The following is a 22,245-nucleotide window of genomic DNA, read 5'->3' as shown; positions in this document are numbered from 1 at the left end:
TCTACTTCGCCTGGTAGGGGGACACGACGACGTCCACCCGCTGGAACTCCTTCACATCGGAGTAGCCGGTGGTCGCCATCGAGCGGCGCAGCGCGCCGATGATGTTGGATGTTCCATCCGTGTGATGCGACGGCCCGTAGAGGATCTCCTCGAGCGGACCGACGGTGCCCACCTTGACCCGGTCGCCGCGGGGGCTGTCGGGGTGGGACGCTTCCAGGCCCCAGTGCCAGCCGGCGCCGGGAGCCTCCGTGGCCCGGGCGAGGGAGGTGCCGAGCATGACGGCGTCCGCTCCCATCGCGAGGGCCTTGACGATGTTGCCGCTGTGGCCGAGGCCTCCGTCGGCGATGACATGCACGTAGCGGCCGCCGGACTCCTCGATGTAGTCGCGGCGTGCGGCGGCGACGTCGGAGATGGCCGTGGCGAGCGGTGCGTGAATGCCGAGCGCGCGGCGGGTGGTGCCGGTGGCGCCGCCGCCGAAGCCGACGAGCACGCCCGCGGCGCCCGTGCGCATGAGGTGCAGGGCCGGAGTGTAGCCGGCCGCGCCGCCGACGATGACGGGCACGTCGAGCTCGTAGATGAACTGCTTGAGGTTCAGCGGCTCCTGGTTCTGCGAGACGTGCTCGGCGGAGACCGTGGTGCCGCGGATGACGAAGATGTCGACGCCGGCGTCGACGACCGTGCGGTAGAACTCCTGCGTCCGCTGCGGGGTCAGGGACGCGGCGACGACGACGCCGGCCTCGCGCACCTCCTCGAGGCGCGCGGTGATCAGCTCGGGCTGGATCGGCGCGGAGTAGATCTCCTGCATGCGTCGGGTCACGGCGGGGTTGAACGCGTTCGACGCATCGGCCTCAAGCGAGGTGATCTCCTCGAGCACCTTCTCCGGCTGCTCGTACCGGGTCCACAACCCCTCGAGGTTCAGGACGCCGAGCCCGCCGAGCCGGCCGAGGGCGATCGCCGTCGCCGGGCTCATCACGGAGTCCATCGGAGCGCCGATGATCGGCGCCTCGAACTGGAACGCGTCGATCTGCCACGCCACGGAGACGTCCTGCGGGTCGCGGGTCCGGCGGTTCGGGACGATGGCCACATCGTCGAGCGAATAGGCCCGTGCACCGCGCTTGCCGCGGCCGATTTCAATCTCGTTCATCACCGCACCAGCCTATCAGCGCGCCCTCGCGAGCGGGCCGAACCCTAGACGTCCAAGGCCGCCGCGGCGTCACGCAGTGCCTCGGCCGCGGCCTGCTCGGCGTCGGCCAGGGCCTCGACCCGGCCCGCCAGCTCCGCCAGGTAGTCGCCCGTGGCGGCGAACCGCTTCTCGCGCGCGGCCTCGGGGCGCAGCAGCGCGATCAGCTCGTCCCAGTCCGCGGCGAGGTCGCGGTACGCGCCCGCCGCCGCGCCCAGCGGGCCCAGCCCGTCGCGCTCGGCGGCCTCCTCCAGGAACCGCGCGTAGAGCCCGCGCAGCCCGCCGGCGCCGCTGTAGCGGCCGCCGTCGAAGAACCCGGAGATCATCTCCAGCGCCGTCTCGAGCCGGTCGGCGTCGCCAAACAGCGCCGGCCAGTCGCGCGCGCCGGTCCCGGTGAGCTTCGAGGCCCACGTGCGCATCCCGGCGACGCCGAAGTTCTTGGCGAAATGCGCGGGAATGCCCGCCAGCTCGCTCTCCCCCAGCAGGCGCGCGGAGGTCTCGCGCACGGCGGCGGCGATGGCCGCGACGAGCTCGACCTCGCGCGGCTGCACGGATTCGGGCACCCACGCCTGCCAGTTCTTGTCCTTCTTCCGGCGCGAGCGCGCGGCCGAGAGCTGCCCGGGGCGCAGCACCCGCAGCGCGCCCGAGCCGTCATCGATGAGGTACTTGCCGTCCTCGTCCTCGCCGAGCACGGCCAGATCGACGGACTCGGCGTCGGTGTCCGGCACGTCGGAATCGACCCACGGCAGCACGGTCTCGGTCACGCGCACGACGACGGCGCGGCCGGCGTCCAGCCCCTCGTCGAGGTGAGTCTGGGCCGCCTTCGAGCTCGAGGTGTGCACCTGCCGCACCGGCACCCCGACGCGCTCCAGAAGGTTCTCGATGTAGGGCTCGGGGTGGGCGCGGGTGACGACGGTCGCCGTCGTGCCCGAGGCGTACTCGAACGTGAAGACCATGAAGCCGATGCCGCCGGCGAGCCCGGCGAGCAGCGCCTCGCTGAGCGGTGCGGACGTGCGCGGGTCGGTGACGCCGGCCTGCGTGAGCACCCGCTGCCACAGCCCGGCGTCGTACTGCACCACGCCCTCCGGCGCAGGGTACTCGGGAAGGTCCGCGCCGTCGTCGTGCGGCTGGGCCGCGGCGGGCGCGGTCGGGCGGCGCGCGCCGGGGGCCGGAGCGCCGGCGAGGACGGCCTTGCGGGCCTGCGTGTACGTCTCCCCCGTGCGGGCCATGCGCTCGCGGGCGAGCTTCTTGAGCTGTTTCGGCTGGGGCACTGAAGTGGCGTCCTTCTGGTCGGTGCTGCGGGTGGGGTGCGGGCCCGGCGATCGCGGGCCGGGCGCACTGCATTGTACGCAGGCCGCGCCGTCCGCAGGTACCGGGGGCGGGTCAGAGGATGAGCTTGAACCCGTCGTGCGAGGCCGCGAAGCCGAGCCCGGTGTAGAAGCGGTGCGCGTCCGTCCGGGACTTGTCGGACGTGAGCTGCAGCAGCGCGCAGCCGCGGCGTTCCGCCTCGGCGATGACCCAGCGCAGCATCGCGGTCCCGAGGCCGCGCCCGCGGTGGGTCCGCCCGACGCGCACGGCCTCGACCTGGCCGCGCTTCGCACCGCGCCGGGCCAGCCCCGGCAGGATGCTCAACTGCAGGGTCGCGACGACGGCGCCCGCGTCCTCGACGACGACGAGCGCGTGGGAGGGGTCGGCGTCGATCTCGGCGAAGGCGCGCAGGTACGGCCCGGCGCCGTCGGGCCCGTCGACGCCGTCGCGCGCGGCGCCGAGCTGGTCGTCCGCGAGGAGGGCGACGATCGCGGACACATCGTCGGCCCTCGCCCGGCGCAGCGCGAGCATCCCGCCGTCGGGCAGGGTCAGCGTTTCGGAAAGCATGGCCTCAGCCTACGGCCCCCGGGCGCGACGAAGCCCTCCGGCGCGGCACGTTCACCGCGGCGGAGGGCTTCGTCGACACGTCTAGCGCGAGCGGTAGTTCGGGGCCTCGACGGTCATCATGATGTCGTGCGGGTGCGACTCCTTCAGACCGGCGGAGGTGATGCGCACGAACTTGCCCTTGGCCTTGAGCTCCTCGACGGTGTGCCCGCCGACGTAGAACATCGTCTGGCGCAGGCCGCCGACGAGCTGGTGCGCGACGGCGGAGAGCGGGCCGCGGTAGGGCACCTGCCCCTCGATGCCCTCGGGGATCAGCTTCTCGTCGCTCGGCACGTCCGCCTGGAAGTAGCGGTCCTTCGAGTAGGACGTGTTCTTGCCGCGGGTCTGCATGGCGCCCATCGAGCCCATGCCGCGGTAGGCCTTGAACTGCTTGCCGTTCATGAACACGAGGTTGCCCGGGGACTCGGCGGTGCCGGCGAGCAGCGAGCCGAGCATGACGGAGTCGGCGCCGGCGACGAGCGCCTTGCCGATGTCGCCGGAGTGCTGCAGGCCGCCGTCCGCGATGAGCGGCACGCCGGCCGGGATCGCGGCCTTGGCCGACTCGTGGATCGCGGTGACCTGCGGGACGCCGACGCCGGCGACGATGCGGGTCGTGCAGATCGAGCCCGGACCCACGCCGACCTTGATGGCGTCGGCGCCGGCATCGATGAGCGCCTGGGCGCCTTCGCGGGTCGCGGCCTGGCCGCCGATGATATCGACGTGCGCGGCCTTCGGCTCCTTCTTCAGGCGGGCGATCATGTCGAGCACGCCCTGGCTGTGACCGTTGGCGGTGTCGACGACGAGCACGTCCACGCCGGCCTCGACGAGGGACATCGCGCGATCGTAGCCCTCGCCGAAGAAACCGACGGCGGCGCCGACGCGCAGGCGGCCCTCATCGTCCTTGGTGGCCTGCGGGTACTGCTCGGCCTTGTCGAAGTCCTTGACCGTGATGAGGCCCTGGAGGATGCCCTCGTCGTCGACGAGCGGCAGCTTCTCGATGCGGTTCTCCCCGAGCAGCCGCTGCACCTCGGCCGGCTCGACGCCCACCTTCGCGGTGATGAGCGGCATGGGCGTCATCTTCTCGTACACCTTGGTGGTCGCGAACTCGGCGCGGGGCACGAAGCGGGTGTCGCGGTTGGTGATGATGCCGAGCAGCTTCTTGTTCTCGTCGACGACCGGCAGGCCGGAGACGCGGTAGTGCCCGCAGAGGTCGTCGAGGTCCATGAGGCTCGCGCCGGGGCTGATGGTGACCGGGTCGGAGATCATGCCGGACTCGGAGCGCTTGACCTTGTCCACCTGTTTGGTCTGATCCTCGATGGAGAGGTTGCGGTGGATGATGCCGATGCCGCCCTGGCGGGCGATGGCGATCGCCATCGGCGCCTCGGTCACGGTGTCCATCGCCGCGGAGATCAACGGGATGTTCAGCCGGATGCGCTTGGACAGGCGCGTGGAAGGATCCGCGTCGGACGGGATCACGTCCGTCGGGCCCGGCAGGAGCAGGACGTCGTCGTAGGTGAGCCCTTCGAGGGCGAACGGGTTGAACTCAGACACGGATGGGGGCCTTTCGCGAACCAGAGGAGGAGTGGTTACATCCTAGAACGCGAACGGGCCTGCTCGCATTCCGCGTCCGCACACGCGGCCTCACCAGCGGAGCGCCGCCCGGAACCGCTCCTCGAACACCGGCGCCAGCGTGTGCGCGTAGGTGCGCGTGACGTGGTCCTCGTCGCGGATCGTGATGACGTTGCCGATGACCGCGTGGCACGTGTCGTCGAGGCAGAAGCGGTCGGTGAGGTCGAAGAAGCTCAGCTCGCGGGGCAACTGGCCCTCGTCAACCTGCTGCGCGAGCTCGTCGAGCGGATTCTCGGGCGCGAGCACGTAGTCCTTCGGCAGCGAGCAGTTCTCGGTCCCGCGCATGTCCACGCACTCCGGCACGGAGTAGGTGAAGCGCGGGGTGTCCCGCAGGCCGACGACCTGGATGCCGGCTTCGGCGAAGGGCAGCACGCCCTCGACGTAGCCCGGCGCGACGATTTCCTGGTCGGCGGGGGTCAGGTCGCCGTCCGGATACTTGCCGGTGATCGACGCGACGGTGAAGACGGCGTCCGGGGCGTGAGCGAGAATGTAGTCGGGCGCGGCCTCGATGAAGTCGTTGCAGGAGTCGTTGCGGTCCGGCCCGACCGTGCCGTAGCGGCAGCCGGGCTCGTGGATGAGGATCCAGGCCCAGTTGTTCTTCTCGGCGATCGGCTGCATGGCGGTCGTCCAATGCTGGGCGTGGGAGTCCCCCAGCAGGATGATGAACTTCTCCGCCGTCTCCGGATCCCCGTACTGACGGCAGTACTCGATGCCCTCGTCCTCGGGCTTGAACTGCTCGATGCACGCCCCGCCGGCCTTCGCCCACTCGTCATCGAGCGCGGTCGACAGCGGCAGCACGGCCGCCGCCGGGTCGATTTCGGGCTCGTAGCCGGCGTTGAGCGCCGCGGCGCCCGGGTTGTCGGAGGGGGTCTGCTGCGCGGCGGCGGCCTCGTAGGCGTCGACGCGGTTCTGCCATCCGCCCAGCGGGATCAGCACGACGCCGATGAGCGCCGCGACGACGAGCGACATGCGGCGGCGGCGCTCGGTCGGCCAGCGCCACTGGTGCAGGGGCGTCTCCACGACCTTGGTGGTCGCCCAGGCGAGGACGAGCGACAGGCCGATCACGGCAGAGCCGTCGAGCCAGTTCGCGGTTTTGTTGCCGCTGTTGATGAGGTAGATGACCAGGATCGGCCAGTGCCACAGGTAGAGCGCGTAGGAGATGCCGCCCAGGCGCGCGAGCGGCTTGATCGAGAGCAGGCGGTCAACGCCGAAGCGGCTGCCGGTCTGCCCGGCCCCGATGATAAGGCCGGCGGCGAGCGTCGGCCAGAGGGCGACGAAGCCGGGGAACGAACCCTGCACGGTCAGCAGGAGGCCGCACGAGAGCATGGCCGCCATGCCGGTCCAGCCCATCGCGACGCGCACCCCGACGGGCAGGCGCTCGGCGTACGGCAGAGCGACGACGAGCAGCGAGCCCAGCGCGAACTCCCACAGGCGGGCGCCGGTGTCGAAGTAGGCCCAGGTCTGGAAGGTCGAGGTGACGTACACGGAGTACGCGAGCGAGAGAACGAAGACGCCGCCGAAGACCGCCGCGAGCACGGGACGGAAGCCGAGGTCCGGGCGGCGGCGCTTGAGCGAGCGCCAGAGCAGCGCGGCACCGGCGATGACAATCGGCCAGAGCACGAACACCTGGCCCTGGATCGACAGGGACCAGAAGTGCTGCAGGGGACTCGCGGCGGACTGGCTGGCCGCGTAGTAGTTCACCGAGTCGGAGGCCAGCTGCCAGTTCTGGTAGTAGAAGAGCGAGGAGATGGTCTGGGTGGCGACCTCCTCCCAGCGCGTGCGCGGCAGGAGCGAGACGGTCGCGGCGACGACGGCGAGCAGGACCACGATCGCCGCCGGCAGCAGCCCGCGCAGGCGGTTGAGCCAGTAGCCGATGAGCTTGAGCGGCTTGCCGGCCTCCACCTTGTAGGTGAAGGACGCGGTCAGCAGGAACGCGGAGACAAGCAGAAAGACGTCCACGCCGCCGGAGACCCGGCCGAGCCAGACGTGGTAAAGGACGACCATGAGCACGGCGAAGGCCCGCAACCCCTGAATCTCGGGGCGGAACTCCGGTTTCGCCACGTTTTTCGACCGCTCGGCTGCGGTCGTGCGCGGCGACGCTGTCAGGCCGTCGACCATATGCACGCTCTTCCTGCTCGGGGGCATGGGGCAAGGGAGCAGATCGGATTCGACGCCGCTCGATCTTCCAGTTTAGCAGTGGTCCGCGTCCGCGCCCCGTGACACAGTGTCCCTTCCGAGCGCGACGGCGGCGCGCCCCCGCGTGGGTGGCGCGCCGCCGTCGTCGTGCCGGTTCGCGTGGGGCTACCGCGAAGCCCCGGCCCGGCGCTTGTTGTAGATGTCGAACGCCACGGCGAGGAGCAGGACCAGGCCCTTGACGATCTGCTGGGTCGACTGGTCGACGCCCATGAGCTGCATGCCGTTGGACATGACCGCCATGACGAGGCCGCCGACGATCGCCCCCGTCACGCGACCGACGCCGCCGGTCGTGGACGCGCCGCCGATGAAGCAGGCCGCGATGGCGTCGAGCTCGAACATGTTGCCTGCGCCCGGCTGCGCGCCGTTGGAGCGCGACGAGAACACGGCGCCGGCGATGCCCGCAAGCAGGCCCATGTTGATGAAGATCCAGAAGTTGACCTTCTTGACGTTCACCCCGGAGAGCCGCGCGGCCGAGAGGTTGCCGCCGATCGCGTAGATGTGGCGGCCGAAGACCGTGCGGGTGGTGACCACGTGGTACGTGATGATGAGGCCGCCGAGAATGATCAGGACGATCGGCATGCCGCGGCTCGTGGCGAGCTGCCAGAAGAACCACATCACGACGACGCCGACGACGAGGATCTTCGCCAGGAACATCGGCATGGCCTCGACCTTCTGGTCGTACTTCTGCCGCGCGCGGCGCGAGCGCAGCTGCGTCCACGCGAAGCCGACGACGGCGAACACGCCGATGAGCACCGTGAAGAGGTCGTAGCCGTAGCCGCCGAGGAGGCCGTTGAGGAACCCGCCGGCGACCTGCTGGTACTCGCTTGGGAAGGGCGAGAGCGAGACGTTGGAGAGGGTCAGATACGTCAGGCCGCGGAAGAGCAGCATGCCGGCCAGGGTGACGATGAAGGCTGGGATGCCCACGATCGCGACCCAGAAGCCGTGCCAGACGCCGGAGAGGATGCCGACGCCGACCGCGGCGAGGAGGCCGACCCACCAGGGAAGCCCGTTGCCGATGACCAGGACGGCCGAGACCGCGCCCGTGAAGGCGACGAGCGAGCCGACCGAGAGGTCGATGTGCCCGGCGACGATCACCATGATCATGCCGAGGGCCAGAATCAGGACGTACGAGTACTGCAGGACGATGTTGGTGACGTTGATCGGGCTCAGCAGCAGCCCGTCGGTCATCACTGTGAACAGCGCGATGATCAGCACGAACGCGATGTAGATGCCGCTCGTGCGCAGGTTCTTCGTGAAGAGGTCTTTGAGCTCGGATGCGACGCTCATCAGACGGCCTCCTTCTCAATGGTCATGAGCTCCATCAGCTTCTCCTGAGTCGCCTCGGAGACGGGGAGCTGGCCGGTCATGCGGCCGTAGGCGAGTGTATAGATGCGGTCGCAGATCCCCAGGAGCTCGGGCAGCTCGGAGGAGATCACCAGCACGGCCTTGCCGGCGTCCGCGAGCTGGTTGATGATCTGATAGATCTCGAACTTCGCGCCGACGTCGATCCCGCGGGTCGGCTCGTCGAGGATCAGCAGCTCGGGCGCGGTATGCAGCCATTTGCCGAGCACGACCTTCTGCTGGTTGCCGCCCGAGAGGTTGCCGGTGACGGCCATGACCGTCGGCGACTTGATGTTCATCGACTTCCGGTAGCCCTCCGCGATGCGGATCTCCTCGTTGCCGTTGACGAAGCCGTTGGCGGCGATCTTCTCGAGGCCGGCCGCGGTCGTGTTGATACGGATGTCCTCGATGAGGTTCAGCCCGTAGACCTTGCGGTCCTCGGAGACGTAGGCGATGCCGGCCTTGATGGCCTTGCCGACGTTGGAGGTGTCGACCTTCTTGCCGTCCATGAAAACCTCGCCGCTGATGCCCCGGCCGTAGGAGTGGCCGAAGACGCTCATCGCGAGCTCGGTGCGCCCCGCGCCCATGAGGCCCGCGATGCCGACGATCTCCCCGGCGCGGACGTCGAGGTTGGCGTTGTCGACCACGATCCGGTCGGCCTGCGTCGGGTGGCGCACCGTCCAGTTCTTCACCTCGAAGACGACGTCGCCGACCGTGGACTCGTGCTCCGGGTACCGGTGCGAGAGGTCGCGGCCGACCATGCCGCGGATGATGCGGTTCTGATCGGAGGCCGGGTCCGACATGTCGAGCGTCTCGACGGTCTGGCCGTCGCGGATGATCGTCGTGGTGTCCGCGATGTCCTCGATCTCGCCGAGCTTGTGGGAGATGATGATGCAGGTCATCCCCTCCTCGCGCAGCTCGCGCAGGAGGTCGAGCAGGTGCGCCGAGTCGTCGTCGTTCAGCGCGGCGGTCGGCTCGTCGAGGATGAGGAGCTTGACGTCCTTGCTGAGGGCCTTGGCGATCTCGATGAGCTGCTGTTTGCCGACGCCGAGCTGGCCGACGGGGGTGACGGGCTGCTCGTCGAGCCCGACGCGCGCCATCAGTTTGGCCGCCTCGGCGTTCGTCTCGTTCCACTCGATGAACCCGGCGCGCTCACGCTCGTTCCCGAGGAAGATGTTCTCCGCGACCGAGAGGTGCGGCACGAGCGCCAGCTCCTGGTGGATGATGACGATGCCGCGGCTCTCGGAGTCCTTGATGCCGGAGAACTTCGCCTCCTCGCTCTCGAAGACGATCTTGCCCTCGTAGGTCCCGTGCGGGTACACACCCGAGAGGACCTTCATGAGGGTGGATTTCCCGGCGCCATTCTCGCCGCAGATCGCGTGGATCTCGCCTCGGGCGACCGAGAGGTTGACGTTGGAGAGCGCCTTGACGCCGGGGAAGGTTTTGGTGATGTCCTGCATCTGCAGGATCGTGCTGTCCATGGGCCGTCCTTGTGTCGTGCCTGGTGGATTGGTGCGGGCGCGCGCCGCCGGGGCCGGGCGGTTGGGCCCGGCCCCGGCGGCGGGTGCCGACGTGATCGGCGGAGCCGCTCCTACTCGGACTTGCCGGCCTCGACCTCTTCGGCCGTCCAGTAGCCCGATTCGACGAGCAGCGACTCGATGTTGTCGGCCACGACGATGTCGGACTCGAGCAGGAAGGACGGGACCACCTTGACGCCGTTGTCGTACGACTCCGTGTCGTTCGGCTCCGGCTCCCCGCCCTCGGCGTACGCCGTGGCGGCCTCGACGGCCTGCGTCGCGAGCTTGCGGGTGTCCTTGAAGATCGTCGCGTACTGCACGCCGGTGTCGATGAGCTTGACGGAGGCGATCTCCGCGTCCTGGCCGCTCGTCACGGGCAGGCCGGACTCGATGTCCTTGCCGTAGCCAGCGTTCTGCAGCGCGGTGATGATGCCGCGGGAGATGCCGTCGTACGGCGAGAGGACGCCGTCGAGCTGCTCCTTGCCGCCACCGTAGTGCGCGGTCAGGAGGTCCTCCATACGCTTCTGCGCGGTCTCCTGCGACCAGCGCAGGGTCGCGGCCTGCTCGATGTCCGTCTGGCCGGACGCGACCTCGAGCACACCCGAATCGAGGTATGGCTCGAGAGTGTCCATGGCGCCGCCCCAGAAGAAGTGGGCGTTGTTGTCGTCCAGCGAGCCGGCGAACAGTTCGACGGCGAACGGTCCCTCCTCGCCGGTCTCCTCGCCCTCGGCATCGAGGACGCCGAGGCCCTGCAGCAGCGACGTCGCCTGCTGGACGCCGACGTTGTAGTTGTCGAACGTGACGTAGAAGTCGACGTTCTCGGTGTCGTTGATCAGGCGGTCGTAGGCGATGATCGGGATGTCCTGGTCGGCGGCGGCCTGCAGCTGGTTGCCCAGCGCGGTGCCGTCGATCGAGGCGACGATGAGGATGTCGGCGCCCTTGGTGATCATCTGGTCGATCTGCTGCTGTTGGGTCGGAATGTCGTCGTTGGCGAACTGCAGGTCGACCGTGAAGCCGGCCTCCTCGAGCTGCGACTCGACGGCCTCGCCGTCGGCGATCCAGCGTTCCGACGTCTGCGTCGGCATCGCGACGCCGATCGTCACGTCCTCGGCCGCCTGCGAGCCGCCCTCCTCGCCGGGGGCGGCGGAGCCGGCCCCGCCTCCGCCGCACGCGGCGAGCGCGCCGATGAGCGTGACGCTGCCGATTGCGGCCGCGACGCGCGGGAAAAGTGTGTTCTGGTTCTTCATGTCTTGCCTCCCGGGGCGAAAGTTCGGTCGGAGTGATCCAACCCACTAGATGTTAGCGCTCACAGATGAGCTTCGCCACATCCTGGGAGGCCCGTTTTCGCGCCGTCCGCGGCGGCCTGATTTCTTCCAACGATGCAATACCGTCTGACCGCTGCGGATGCGCGGTCGCGGGGCGGTCGACTCGCGCCGGCCGCTCCCGCGACCTCCCGCCGACACGCCCCGCTGCGCGCGCGGGGCGCGTCTCACTGGAGCCCGGCGACCTCCTCGGCACCCAGCGCGCGGTCGTAGATCCGGAAGTCCCGCACCTCGCCCCACAGGTGGCGATCGGCATCGTAGAGGGAGCGTCCGATGTAGTTCGCGCTCGTCTTCCCGTCGCCGATCGCGCCCGGATCGACGTCGACGCCGTCGGCGCGCCCGACCTCCACGCCGTCCAGATAGAGCACCGCGGTCTCGTCCGCGAGTGTGTAGGTCAGTGTCTTCCAGCTGCCGCGCTCGAGGTCCGCTCCCGCTGAGACGGTGCGCTCACCGGACCAGTTGCCCGTCGAGATCGATGTCCTGTAGGCGTTGCCCGTCGTGAAGAGGTAGCCGTCGCCGGCGCCGTCGCGCGAGTTGCCGAGCCCGTAGATGAAGTACGCACCCTGCTGGCCCGGGTCGATCTTGACCTCGAGCGAGACCGTGATGTCCTCGAGCCCTGCCATCAGGTCCGCCGGCAGGGCGACGTGATCGTCGACCCCGTCGAGCTCCACCCCGTCAGCACGGGCGACCGCTCCCCCGGCGAGGACGGCGTCGTCGACCCCGTCCACCGCTGAGCGCCCGTCGCCCGTGAGCGGGTAGTGCGCGCGCAGCCCCGGCGGCTGCTCGGTGACCGTGACCTCGACGCGCGAATGGTGCCGGCCGATCCTGGCGGTGATCGTCGTCGTCCCGGGTTCGACGGCGGAGACGAGACCGTCCTCCACCGTCGCGACCGTCTCATCGGACGAGGTCCAGACGAGCCGGCCGGAGGCGTTGGCCGGTTCGACGGCGGCGCTCAGTTCCGCGGAGGATTCGCGCCAGAGCGCGAGCGCGCCGTCGTCGTCCTGGATCTCGATGCCGGTCGCGGCGATGGGCCGGTTCTGGACGGTGACGCGCGCGAGAGCCGGCTCCGATGCGTCGGCGACGACCCCGCGCACCTCGAACTCGCCGCTGCGGGCGTAGTCCGCCTCGTCGATCTCATCCCATTCGACGGGCGCGGTGCCCGTGCTGCCGTCGGCGAACGTCGCTTCGACCGTCTGCGGCAGCAGCGGCGCGTGCTTCTTCCGCGTGGTGACAGCGACCGGTTCGAGCTCAGTGGCGAGCGCGTCGGGCTGGTAGGCGGCGAGCAGGCGCTCGTACTCCGCGCGGGTCACGGGCAGCACGGTGCCGTGCCTCGGGTGCGAGGGCATCGTGTAGTCCTCGGCGACCGTCCACTCCCCGGAGTCAAGGTCGTCGCTCACGAACGGGACGTAGCCGCGGCCGCCGAACTCGTCGATGAACATGTACCAGCGCTCGTCGTGGTTGTCCTTGAAGACGAGCGGCCCCTCGCCCTGGGCGATGCCCTCCTTGCCGTCGGCGGCCTTACCGATGCAGTCGGCGATGAAGTCGTAGTCCGTCGAGCGCAGCTGCGTCGAGACCTCGGCGGTGATGAACTTGGAGCACGGCGTCGTGGACGTGTTGTTCCGCTCGTCCTTGGTGAACCGGTAGTACTTGTCGCCTTCGCGGATGACCGTCGAGTCGATGACCGAGTAGCCGGGGTCGATCCAGACCTGCGGCTCGGAGAACTCGACGAAGTCACTCGTGGTCGCGTACATCATCCGGTTGTGCTGGGCGCCGGCGTGCTCCGGGTCGTCCTCGTCATAGAGCTTGGAGGCCCAGAAGACGACGTACTCGCCGAGCTCCTCGTCGTAGAACGCCTCGGGAGCCCACACGTTGCCGGCGGACTCCGGGGCGACCTCGACGAGGCGCTGGTCCGTCCAGTTCACCAGGTCAGTCGACTCCCAGACCATGATCGAGCGCGACCCGTGGCGCTGGAAGCCGTCCCAGTCCCACGAGCCGTGCACCTTCAGGTCGGTTGCGATCTGGTAGAACTTGTCGCCCTCGGGCGCGCGGATGATGAACGGGTCCCGGACCCCTTCGTCCCCCATCGTGGAGGTCAGGACAGGCTCGCCATCGTTGAGGTCCCGGTAGTTCAGCGGGTCGTCGCCGGCACTGAGCCCGAAGTAGACCTGTTCGCCGTCGGCCGTGCCCTCCCCCACGAAATAGGAGAAGAGGTAGCCGGCGTACTCCTCATCGGCGGTAGTGGTGGCGGCGGCCGGCTCGGGTGCCGGGGGCGCGCCGCGCTCGGCGGCGGTCGCGGGACCGCCTGCAGCCGTGGGCAGTAGTAGGGCCAGCCCCGCGGCGAGGGCCGCCGTCCGCTGGCGTCGGGTGTGCTTCACATTGACTCCTTCGTCTGCTGTCTTGATGTGATGAAAAGCGAGGGCCCCGACACACGGTGCGCCGGGGCCCTCGCCGCTTCGTGGATCAGCGAACCGTCAGCGTGACGGTCGTGCTGCTGGGGGCGAACTGGTCGTTGCCGGCATAGCCGACTTCGACGTCGTGCTCCCCTGGTGCGAGCCCGTCGGTGGGAACCCCCACCTTGGCCTTGCCGTTCTTGAGGTTGGACGTCGTCTCGACGCCGTCGACCCGGACAAGAACGTCGCCATCCAGCTGGTCCTCGCCTTCGGGGGCGGCGACGCGAACCGTGAACTTCGCGTCCTTGCCGACCTTGGCCTTGGCGTCTTTGGCCGTGGTCTCGGTCGCGAGCCGCTCCTCCACCGGCTCGTTCTCCTGGGTCCCGATCCGGAGGAACGTCACCGAATGGGCGGGGACTTCGTAGGTGAAACCGTCGGCGACGCCAGCGAGCTCGAACTCGCGTGGAGCAACCGCGGTCTTCTCCCCCTTGGTGTTCGCCGCTGCGGGATCACCCACCAGTTCGGTGACGGCCGCGGTACCACCGAGCTCGACATCGGAGATGTCGAACGTCGTCTCCGCCGCCGTGCCGGTCGGGTTGACGACCTTCACGATGAGTTCCTGCGTCTCCGTGTCCCGCGTGACGACCTGGTACAGGGACTTGGGGGTCGGCTCCGAGTAGGAGAGGTGCAGTTCGCCGTCGAGATACAGCTCGATGGTGTCCCCCTCCACCACAATCTTCACCTGGTAGTCGCGGCCGGATTCCAGCGTGACGCCCTCCTTGGCAGCTACCTCTCCCTGGCGTGCGCCATCGGCGCGCTCCAGGACGGAGCGGGTGTTGCCCCAGCCACCGAGGTTCCACCAGTAGAAGTCGTCGCTCGCACCGGCGGCGAAGCCCACGAGGAAGCCTTCGTCGCCACCGTCCTTGCGGGCGGTCAACTCGAGCGTGTAGTCCTCCCAGTCACGGTTGTAGGCGTCCGTGATGATGGTGCGTGCGTCCTCGACCGTGGCATCGGACTGCACGTACTCTCCGTCGGCGACGCTCCACTGACCGGCCACTGCCTCCCACTGCGACGCGTCCTCGAACGAATCGGAGAACAAGACGTCTCCGGTTCCGTTGTCCGTGACGGTCACGTCGTCGTAGGCGGCCTGAGTCAGCCAGCTGGAGAGGAAGACTCCACCGGAGAGATCCTCCTGCTCGACGGGTGCGGCCTCATGCGTGGACGGCACGACCTCGTCCCCGACGTTGGTCATCCACAATTTCTGGTTGTAGTAGTTGACCGATCCCCAGGACTCGTCGTTGTCGAACCACATCATGTCCGGGGCCCACTGGACGTGGTCCTCGTTGGCGAACATCGGTGCGTAGGACGCCATTTCGACGACGTCAGAGTTCCGCTCCAGGCCCGTCATGTAGGCGGCTTCGGCGAGCGCGTTGGCGAACGTGTTCCCCCGTGAGGCGTACTCGCCGAGGAAGACGTGCGGTCCTTCGCGATCGTAGGAATCGTAGCGGTCGTCGTTGGCCAGGAACCAGGCCGGATCGTTGTAGTAGTGCTCGTCGACCATCTCGACGCCTTCAGCGACGTTGAAGTCCCACAGCTCGTCGAACCGAGTTCCGGAGTCGTCCGGGCCGGTGTTGGAGATGATGGTGATCTCCGGGTACTTCGCCTCGATGGCGTCCCGGAAGCGGGGGAAGTTCGCCTCGAACGTCTTGGTGTTCTCCTCGTTGCCGAGGCCGATGTACTCGAGGTTGAACGGCTCCGGGTGCCCCAGGTCGGCGCGGGCGCCGCCCCACTCGGTGTCGACGTCGCCGTTGGCGAATTCGATCAGGTCCAGGGTGTCCTGCACCCAGCGGTCGATCCGCACGTCGTCGGTCATCTCCGGGATGGTCGACCCGCAGCCGTTGGCGCCGACCGACACCACGGGCAGCGGGGTCGCGCCGAGATCCTCGGCCCACTTCATGTATTCCAGGTAGCCGAGACCGTAGGTCTGGTTGTAGCCCCAGAAGTTCCAGTTGGTGGGACGTTCCTCCACTGGACCGATGGTTTCCTTCCACTGGTAGGTGCGCTGGCGGTCTTGGCCGTCGGACTCCAGGTAGGTGTCGAAGGTACCGACGTTGGTGACACATCCGCCGGGGAACCGCAGGAAACTCGGGTCGAGATCAGCGACCATCTGCGCCAGATCCTTGCGCAGCACGGACGGCCCGTTGACTGGGCCCTCCCACGTGTCCTGCGGGAAGAGGGAGACCATGTCCAGTCGCAGCGTGCCGGCCGCGCCCGATGTCACGGACAAGCGTCCGGCGTCGGTGGTGTTCTCCGAGGTCAGCGTGGCCGTGTACTGCTTCCACTCATCAGAGCCGTCGACGGCCACGGTGGCCGTGGCGTGGATCTGTTCTCCGGCCGGGTCCTCGAGCGAAACCGTCAGATCCTGGGCGACAGCGGAGCGCGCCCAGACGCTGAAGTCGTAGCTCTCGCCTGCGATCAGCGCGACACCCTCGTTGTACGACGTGTTCCTGACGCCATCGCCAGCGCTGTCCGCAGCGATCTCGACGTAGGCGCGGTTCGAATCGTTGAGCCATTCGTCGCGTTCCGACGCGACCGAGACGTCGCCGTCGCCGACGACCTCCCAGCCGGTCAGCCCGTTGAACGAGGCGTTGTCCGACGGCGCGAATTCGAAGGAACGGTTCCGGACCAGTTCCGCGTAGATGCCGCCGTCAGCGGCGTAGTTGATGTCCTCGTAGAACGCGCCGTACATGGTGTCGCTAATTTCGTGCGCGGTACCGTCGCCGTCGATCGACACGGTGTGCGCTCCGGCGGCGCCGGAGCCGATCGAGAAGGCGGCGGCGGAAGCTGCCGCTCCCAGCACCAGAGCGCCGTCGTCGGACCGTGTCGCGTAGGCGGCGTCGTCTTCCGCACCGGCCAGACGCAAGTGCACGCGTCCAGCACCGGCATCGGTGAGGCGCCACTGGTCGTTGTCGCTGCCGGCTTCGCCGAGGAAGAGCCGCCCGTCCTCGTGGACGGAGACCGGCTGCTCCTTCGCCGTCAGCGTCACCGGCCGCTCGCCGTCGACCCCGCCGGTGCCGGTCTCCTCAGCTGCCAACCTCAGCGTCGTCAACGGGCGCTCGCCGGTCAAGGACAGCGATCCGTCGCCGTCGGCGGCCAGGTAGCGCGCATCCGCGGCCCCGGTCAGAGTGAAGACGCCCTCCGGCACCACATCGACGGGTGCTGAGGTGTCCAACCAGAAGGTGTCGAAGGCAGCCTCGTGACTGCTGCCGTCCTGTGCGGCGAGGGCGTAGATCCCCACCTGCGTGACGTCCCACGACGTGGTGAAGCGCTCGGCTTCGGCCCAATCACCGTTTTCATCGCCGTAGGACACGACGATCTCGTCGCCGGTGCGGTCCAGCCGCAGCCACTCGGTGGTCGACCCCGGGCGCGGAGTGAGCGTCGAGTTGTACGCGGCGTTCTCTTCCAGCCCCGACTCGATCACGACCGGACCGCCGTCGCCGAAGGAGACGTGGCTCAAACCGCTGCGGACGTAGTTGTCGATGTCCTTCCAGGCGATGATGCCTGCTCCTTGGAAGTCCTTGGAGACCGGGGCCGTCACTTTGGTGGCCACGGAGAAGTCGCCGGCGGGTACGTCGACCATGAACAGATTCTCGGCCGCGTTGTCGTCCTGCCACGTGTCGCCGGTCTGCGACGTGAGGTTCAGCGCGGAGTCGCCGAGGTTCCAGGCCTCAGCGTCCTCGTTGACGATCTCCCACGCGGAGTCGAGCTCGGCGGCATCGAAGTCGTCACGCCAGGTGCCCTCGCCGAGCTCGGGGTCGGGACCGGGGACCACGTCTCCCGGTTCCTCGGCCGGCGGGAAAGCGTCCAGCAGTGCCGACTGCTCCTCGCCCGTGATCGGAACCACCGTTCCGTGGCGTGGGCTGGTCGGCAGATCCGCGTCCGGCACCGATGTCCAGTCACCGGAGTTCAGGTCCTCCGTCTCGAAGAGCATGTAGCCCTGACCGCCGTGGTAGGACGGCTGGTCGATCATGAGGTACCAGCCGTCGTCCGTCAGCGACGGGAACATCGTGGGGCCCTCACCGGACGTGAAGGTCCCGCCCCACGGGTTGGGCTGGCCGACGCCGATCTGCTCGGCGATCAGGTCCCAGCCGTCGCCCTCGGCGACGCCCTGCGTCAAACGAAGGTCGTCGGAGGACTCCTGGCGGACCGTCATGTCCGACTCGTCCTTGGTCAGACGGTAGAACGTGTCGCCGACCTCGGCGATCGTCGAGTCGATCATGCCGCGGCCGTCACCGCGCTTCTCATCGATCCAGACCCGCGGCTCGGAGAACTCGACGAAGTCGGTCGTGGTTGAGTACATCATCCGCTGGTAGCTGGTGTTGATGTCTCGGTCGCCGGGGGCCACATCATCCGGATACAGGGCCGAAGCCCAGTAGACGATGTACTCGCCATTGGCCTCGTCCCAATGCGCTTCCGGTGCCCAGACGTTGCCGGCGTGCTCCGGCGCAACGGTCACTTCCCGCTGCTCGGACCAGTCGATCAGGTTCGTCGACTCCCACACCATGAGGGAGCGGCTTCCGGTCTCCTGTGCGTCGCCGAAGCTTCCGCCGCCGTACATCTTCAGGTCGGTAGCGATGAGGAAGTACTTCGCTCCGTCGGCGGAGCGGATCAAAAACGGGTCACGCAGTCCCTGCGTGCCCAGCGTCGACTCCAGCACCGGCTCGCCGCCATTGAGATCGTGCCAGGCCATGGGGTCGTCGCCGTCACTCACGGCGAGGTGGATCTTTTCGCCGTCGTCGTTGCCTTCACCTGTGAAGTAGGGGAAGACGTACGCGTCGTAGTCGGCGTCGTTCACGTCGACGGCGCTCGGCGCGGGCGCGGCGGGGGCGGGGGCGGGAGGCGGCGCGGCGAAAGCCGTGGCCGGCAGCGCGAGGGCGAGAGTCAGGGCCAGTGGAGCGGCCCAGTGTTTTCTTCGATACATCGAGAGAATTCCTCCGTCGTGGTACATCAGTGTCCAGACTTGCTGATGGTGCGAGCGCGGCCGCGGATGAGCCGCCTGGGTACCCCGGAACCAGCGCGGGGCGATTTCCGGGTACGACGAAGGAAGGGTCGCCGCCGTCGTCGTACCCTGGACCTAGCTGGGGCGCGTCAGGTGCGCCGCAGGGTGAGAATGCGTTGGAGAACGACGAACACCAGCAGCAGCGCGCCGATGACGATCTTGGTCCACCAGGAGCTCAGGGTCCCCTCGAACGTGATGATGGTCTGGATCAGGCCCAGAACCATGACGCCGATGATCGAGCCGAGCACGAACCCGGTGCCGCCGATCAGCAGGGTCCCGCCGATGACGACGGCGGCGATCGCGTCGAGTTCCATCGCGACGCCCGTGAGCGCGTAGCCCGAGCGGGAGAACATCGCGAAGAGCACGCCGGCGAGACCGGCGCACGTGCCCGAGATGACGTAGACGAGCACCTTGGTGCGCTCGACGCGCAGGCCCATGAGCAGCGCGGACTGTTCGCCGCCGCCGACCGCGTACACGGTGCGGCCGAAGCGGGTCCGGTGCAGGATCCACCACGCGGCGGCGACGGCGGCGAGGGCGATGACGACCGCGCCGGTCACGCGCCAGCCGCCGAGCGAGAGGCTCCACGACGAGAGGGAGACGAAGGACTCATCGCGGATCGGGACCGATTCGGGGGCGAAGAGGAAGCACAGCCCGCGGGCCAGGAACATCCCGGCGAGCGTCGCGACGAACGGCTGCACGTCGAAGTACTGGATCATGATCCCCATGCCCAGGCCCATCACGGACCCGGCGAGGATCGCGATCGGGACCACCGTCCCGAGGCTCCACCCGGCCTGCAGCAGCGTGGCCGTGACGACCGAGGACAGGGCCAGGACGGCGCCGACGGAGAGGTCGATGCCGCCGGTGAGGATCACAAACGTCATGCCGACCGCGAGGACGATGAGGTGGGCGTTGTTGATGAAGAGGTTCGACATCACCCCGGGCGAGAGGAAGTTGTCATAGCGCACCCCGCCAATGGCAAGCATGAGGCCGAAAACCACCAGGGTGCCGATGACCGGCAGGTAGCGGCGGTCTGGACTCAGCCGGCGGGCGGCGGGGGTGCGTTCGGCTCGTACGACGGCGCTCATGCGCTGACCTCCTGGGCACGGTTGCGGCGCACACGCAGCCCGGAGAGGCGGGCGCGGAGCGTCGGGGATTGCAGCAGCGTCACGGCGATCACGACGATAGCTTTGAACAGCGGGGTGACCAGGGGCGAGACGCCGAGAACGGTCACGGTGAGGGTGAGCGTGGTGATGACGAGGACCCCGACGAGCGTGCCGCTGAGGTTGAACTTGCCGCCGGAGAGGGCCGTGCCGCCGATGACGACGGCGAGGATCGCGTCGAGTTCGATGAAGAGTCCAGCGTTGTTGGCGTCGGCCGCCATCGTGTTGGAGGCAAAGATCAGGCCCGCGAGTCCGGCGAAAAGTCCGGAAAGCGCGTAGACGGTCCAGGTGAGCGTCTTCGCCTTGACGCCTGCCAGCCGGCTGGCCTTCGGGTTGATGCCGACGGATTCGAGCAGCATGCCTAGTGCCGTGCGGCGCACGAGCAGCGCGACAACCGCGAACGTGCCGTAGGCGATGAGCGCCGCGATGGGCAGGCCGAGCCAATGGCCGGAAGCCAGCATCCGGAACGAGTCGCTGTTGACGGTGGTGATCTGACCGCCGGTGATGAGCATGGCGACGCCGCGGCCGGCCGTCATCAGGATCAAAGTCGCAATGATCGGCTGGATCCCGAGCGCGGAGACCAGGAACCCGTTCCACACTCCGAGCACGAGGCACAGCCCGAGTCCGACAACGATCGCACCGACGGTTGTGCCGAGGGAGCCCGGGTCGGGGGAACTGGCGATGAACGTCATCGACACCGCGCCGGCGATGGCGACGGTCGCGCCGACCGAGAGGTCGATGCCGCGGGTCGCGATGACGAGGGTCATACCGAGCGCCACGAGCAGCAGCGGGGCGCTGTTGCGCAGGATGTCGATCGGCGCCCCGAACAGGTGTCCATCCAGCACCGTGACGGCCAAGATGTCCGGCCGGCGGATCGTGCACGCGAGCAGGAGCGCGGCGAGGGCCACGAGCGGCCAGAGCAGCCGGCTCTTCAGGATGGTCTTCATTCGTCTTCTCCCCCGCTGGCGATGAGATCGATCAGGTCCGGCACGCCGACGTCGGCGCCCCCGGCGATCTCAGCGACCTTGGTCCGGTCGCGCATGACGGCGATGCGGTCGCTGAGCCGCAGCACCTCTTCCAGTTCCGCGGAGATGAACACCACGGACATGCCCTGCTCGGCCAGCTCGGAGACGAGGTTCATGATCTCCGTCTTCGCGCCGATGTCGATGCCGCGGGTGGGCTCGTCGAGGAGCAGCAGCCGGGGCGCGGTCGCGAGCCAGCGGGCGAGCAGGACTTTCTGCTGGTTGCCGCCGGAAAGATTCTTCAGCAGCGCCTGCGGGTTCGCCGGACGTACGCCGAGCGCCTTGATGTACTCGCCGACGATCTTGTCCACGTTCGCCCGCGGCAGCGGGCGCATCCAGCCGCGCGCCGCCTGCAGACCGAGGATGATGTTCTCGCGCACGGTCAGGTCGCCGACGACGCCCTCCCCCTTGCGGTCCTCGGAGGTGTAGGCGATCTTGCGGGCGAGTGCGGCCCGGGGCGTGCGCAGCCGGGTGGCGCCGCCGTCGTACGTCAGGGATCCGGCGTCGGATCGGTCCGCTCCGTAGAGCAGGCGCGCCAGCTCCGTGCGGCCCGAGCCGAGCAGGCCCGCGAGGCCGACGACCTCACCTGGGTAGAGCTCGAGGTCGAACGGCTGCACCGAGCCCTTGCGCCCCAGGCCGACGGCCTGCAGCAGCGGTTCGCCGCGCGGGGCGGACCCGGCGCGTTCGGGGCGGGCGCGGGCCTGCCCGACCTCCGCATCGGCCTCGCCGGCGATCATGAGGGAGACGAGCTCGCGCTGGGGCAGTTCGGACGTGAACCGCTCGCCGACGAGGCGCCCATTGCGCAGGATCGTGATGCGATCCGAGATCGCGTAGATCTGGTCCAGGAAGTGGGAGACGAACAGGATCGCGACGCCGTCCTCGCGCAGCCGGCGCATGACGCGGAAAAGCTGGGCGACCTCGTCCGTGTCGAGACTCGACGTCGGCTCGTCGAGGATGAGCACCTTCGCGTCCACGACCATGGCACGGCTGATGGCCACGAGCTGCTGGATGGCGAGCGAGTGGGAGTCCAGGGAGCTGGCCGGGTCGATGTCCAGACCCATCCGCGTCAGGTGGCGGGCCGCCTCGCGGCGCATCGCCTGCCAGTCGAGACCGCCGAACCGGCGGGGCTCGGAGCCGAGCATGATGTTCTCGGCGACCGTCAGGTTCCCGCAGAGGTTGACCTCCTGGTAGACGGTCGAGATGCCCCGCTCGCGGGCGTCGGCGGGACCGGCGAAGCGGGTCTCGACGCCGGCGACGGCGATGCCTCCCGCCGTGATCGGGTTGACGCCGGTGAGGGCCTTGATGAGCGTGGACTTGCCGGCTCCGTTCTCCCCCATCAGGGCGTGGACCTCGCCCGGGAAGAGGCGGAAGTCGACGCCGTCGAGGGCTTTGACGCCCGGGAACTCGACGGTGATGCCTCTCATCTCGACGACCGGATCGGCGGTGGTGCGTTCGCTGGCCGCGGGCGCGCTCGCCGCGGGTGTTGCTGCAATCATGTCGGTGCCTTCTCGTGTCCCC

At 68.7% G+C, this 22,245-nt stretch carries 13 protein-coding genes; all 13 read right to left on the bottom strand.

Translation table 11 applies throughout. The annotated features are described in order from the left end of the window. Position 1: 1 nt before the first annotated feature. The 13 genes from EV380_RS02215 to EV380_RS02145 all read right to left on the bottom strand — a co-directional run bounded on the left by EV380_RS02215 (position 2) and on the right by EV380_RS02145 (position 22,223). A complete protein-coding gene (locus EV380_RS02215; protein WP_130449031.1) occupies positions 2-1,147 on the bottom strand; it encodes a GuaB3 family IMP dehydrogenase-related protein in 1,146 nt (381 codons plus the stop codon). A 41-nt stretch (positions 1,148-1,188) separates the two neighbouring features. After that, entirely contained in the window at positions 1,189-2,451 is a 1,263-nt protein-coding gene (locus EV380_RS02210) for a BtrH N-terminal domain-containing protein (protein ID WP_130449029.1), read from the bottom strand. Positions 2,452-2,563: 112 nt separating this feature from the next. After that, positions 2,564-3,055 carry a GNAT family N-acetyltransferase gene (locus EV380_RS02205; RefSeq protein WP_242607470.1) on the bottom strand — a complete coding sequence of 164 codons (492 nt, stop codon included), beginning with the start codon at positions 3,053-3,055 and terminating at the stop codon, positions 2,564-2,566. Positions 3,056-3,136: 81 nt separating this feature from the next. Then, on the bottom strand, positions 3,137-4,642 hold the full coding sequence (gene guaB / locus EV380_RS02200; protein WP_102160997.1) for an IMP dehydrogenase: 1,506 nt from the start codon (positions 4,640-4,642) through the stop codon (positions 3,137-3,139). Positions 4,643-4,732: 90 nt separating this feature from the next. Beyond that, entirely contained in the window at positions 4,733-6,838 is a 2,106-nt protein-coding gene (locus EV380_RS02195) for an acyltransferase family protein (RefSeq protein WP_130452056.1), read from the bottom strand. A 183-nt stretch (positions 6,839-7,021) separates the two neighbouring features. Then, positions 7,022-8,203, bottom strand: coding sequence for a multiple monosaccharide ABC transporter permease (gene mmsB, locus EV380_RS02190; RefSeq protein ID WP_130449027.1), 1,182 nt, complete (start codon positions 8,201-8,203; stop codon positions 7,022-7,024). Continuing rightward, positions 8,203-9,738: a multiple monosaccharide ABC transporter ATP-binding protein gene (gene mmsA, locus EV380_RS02185; protein ID WP_130449025.1), complete on the bottom strand. Its 1,536-nt coding sequence runs from the start codon at positions 9,736-9,738 to the stop codon at positions 8,203-8,205. Before mmsA ends, mmsB begins: the two co-directional genes overlap by 1 nt. A gap of 110 nt (positions 9,739-9,848) precedes the next feature. Then, positions 9,849-11,021: a multiple monosaccharide ABC transporter substrate-binding protein gene (chvE, locus tag EV380_RS02180; RefSeq protein WP_130449023.1), complete on the bottom strand. Its 1,173-nt coding sequence runs from the start codon at positions 11,019-11,021 to the stop codon at positions 9,849-9,851. Between the two features lie 242 nt (positions 11,022-11,263). Continuing rightward, positions 11,264-13,471, bottom strand: coding sequence for a LamG-like jellyroll fold domain-containing protein (locus tag EV380_RS16810; protein WP_130449021.1), 2,208 nt, complete (start codon positions 13,469-13,471; stop codon positions 11,264-11,266). 85 nt (positions 13,472-13,556) lie between these two features. Continuing rightward, positions 13,557-18,467, bottom strand: coding sequence for an alpha-L-arabinofuranosidase C-terminal domain-containing protein (locus EV380_RS16530; RefSeq protein WP_165391872.1), 4,911 nt, complete (start codon positions 18,465-18,467; stop codon positions 13,557-13,559). A gap of 167 nt (positions 18,468-18,634) precedes the next feature. Then, positions 18,635-19,630: a galactofuranose ABC transporter, permease protein YjfF gene (gene yjfF, locus EV380_RS02155; RefSeq protein WP_130449019.1), complete on the bottom strand. Its 996-nt coding sequence runs from the start codon at positions 19,628-19,630 to the stop codon at positions 18,635-18,637. Beyond that, a complete protein-coding gene (locus tag EV380_RS02150; protein WP_130449017.1) occupies positions 19,627-20,652 on the bottom strand; it encodes an ABC transporter permease in 1,026 nt (341 codons plus the stop codon). The genes yjfF and EV380_RS02150 overlap by 4 nt, the downstream gene beginning before the upstream one ends. Beyond that, entirely contained in the window at positions 20,649-22,223 is a 1,575-nt protein-coding gene (locus EV380_RS02145; RefSeq protein WP_130449015.1) for a sugar ABC transporter ATP-binding protein, read from the bottom strand. The genes EV380_RS02150 and EV380_RS02145 overlap by 4 nt, the downstream gene beginning before the upstream one ends. Between the last annotated feature and the right edge of the window lie 22 nt (positions 22,224-22,245).

The organism is Zhihengliuella halotolerans (assembly GCF_004217565.1).
Lineage (GTDB): Bacteria > Actinomycetota > Actinomycetes > Actinomycetales > Micrococcaceae > Zhihengliuella > Zhihengliuella halotolerans.
Note: the sequence above shows the minus strand (reverse complement) of the source record. Positions and strands in the feature narration are given on the sequence as shown.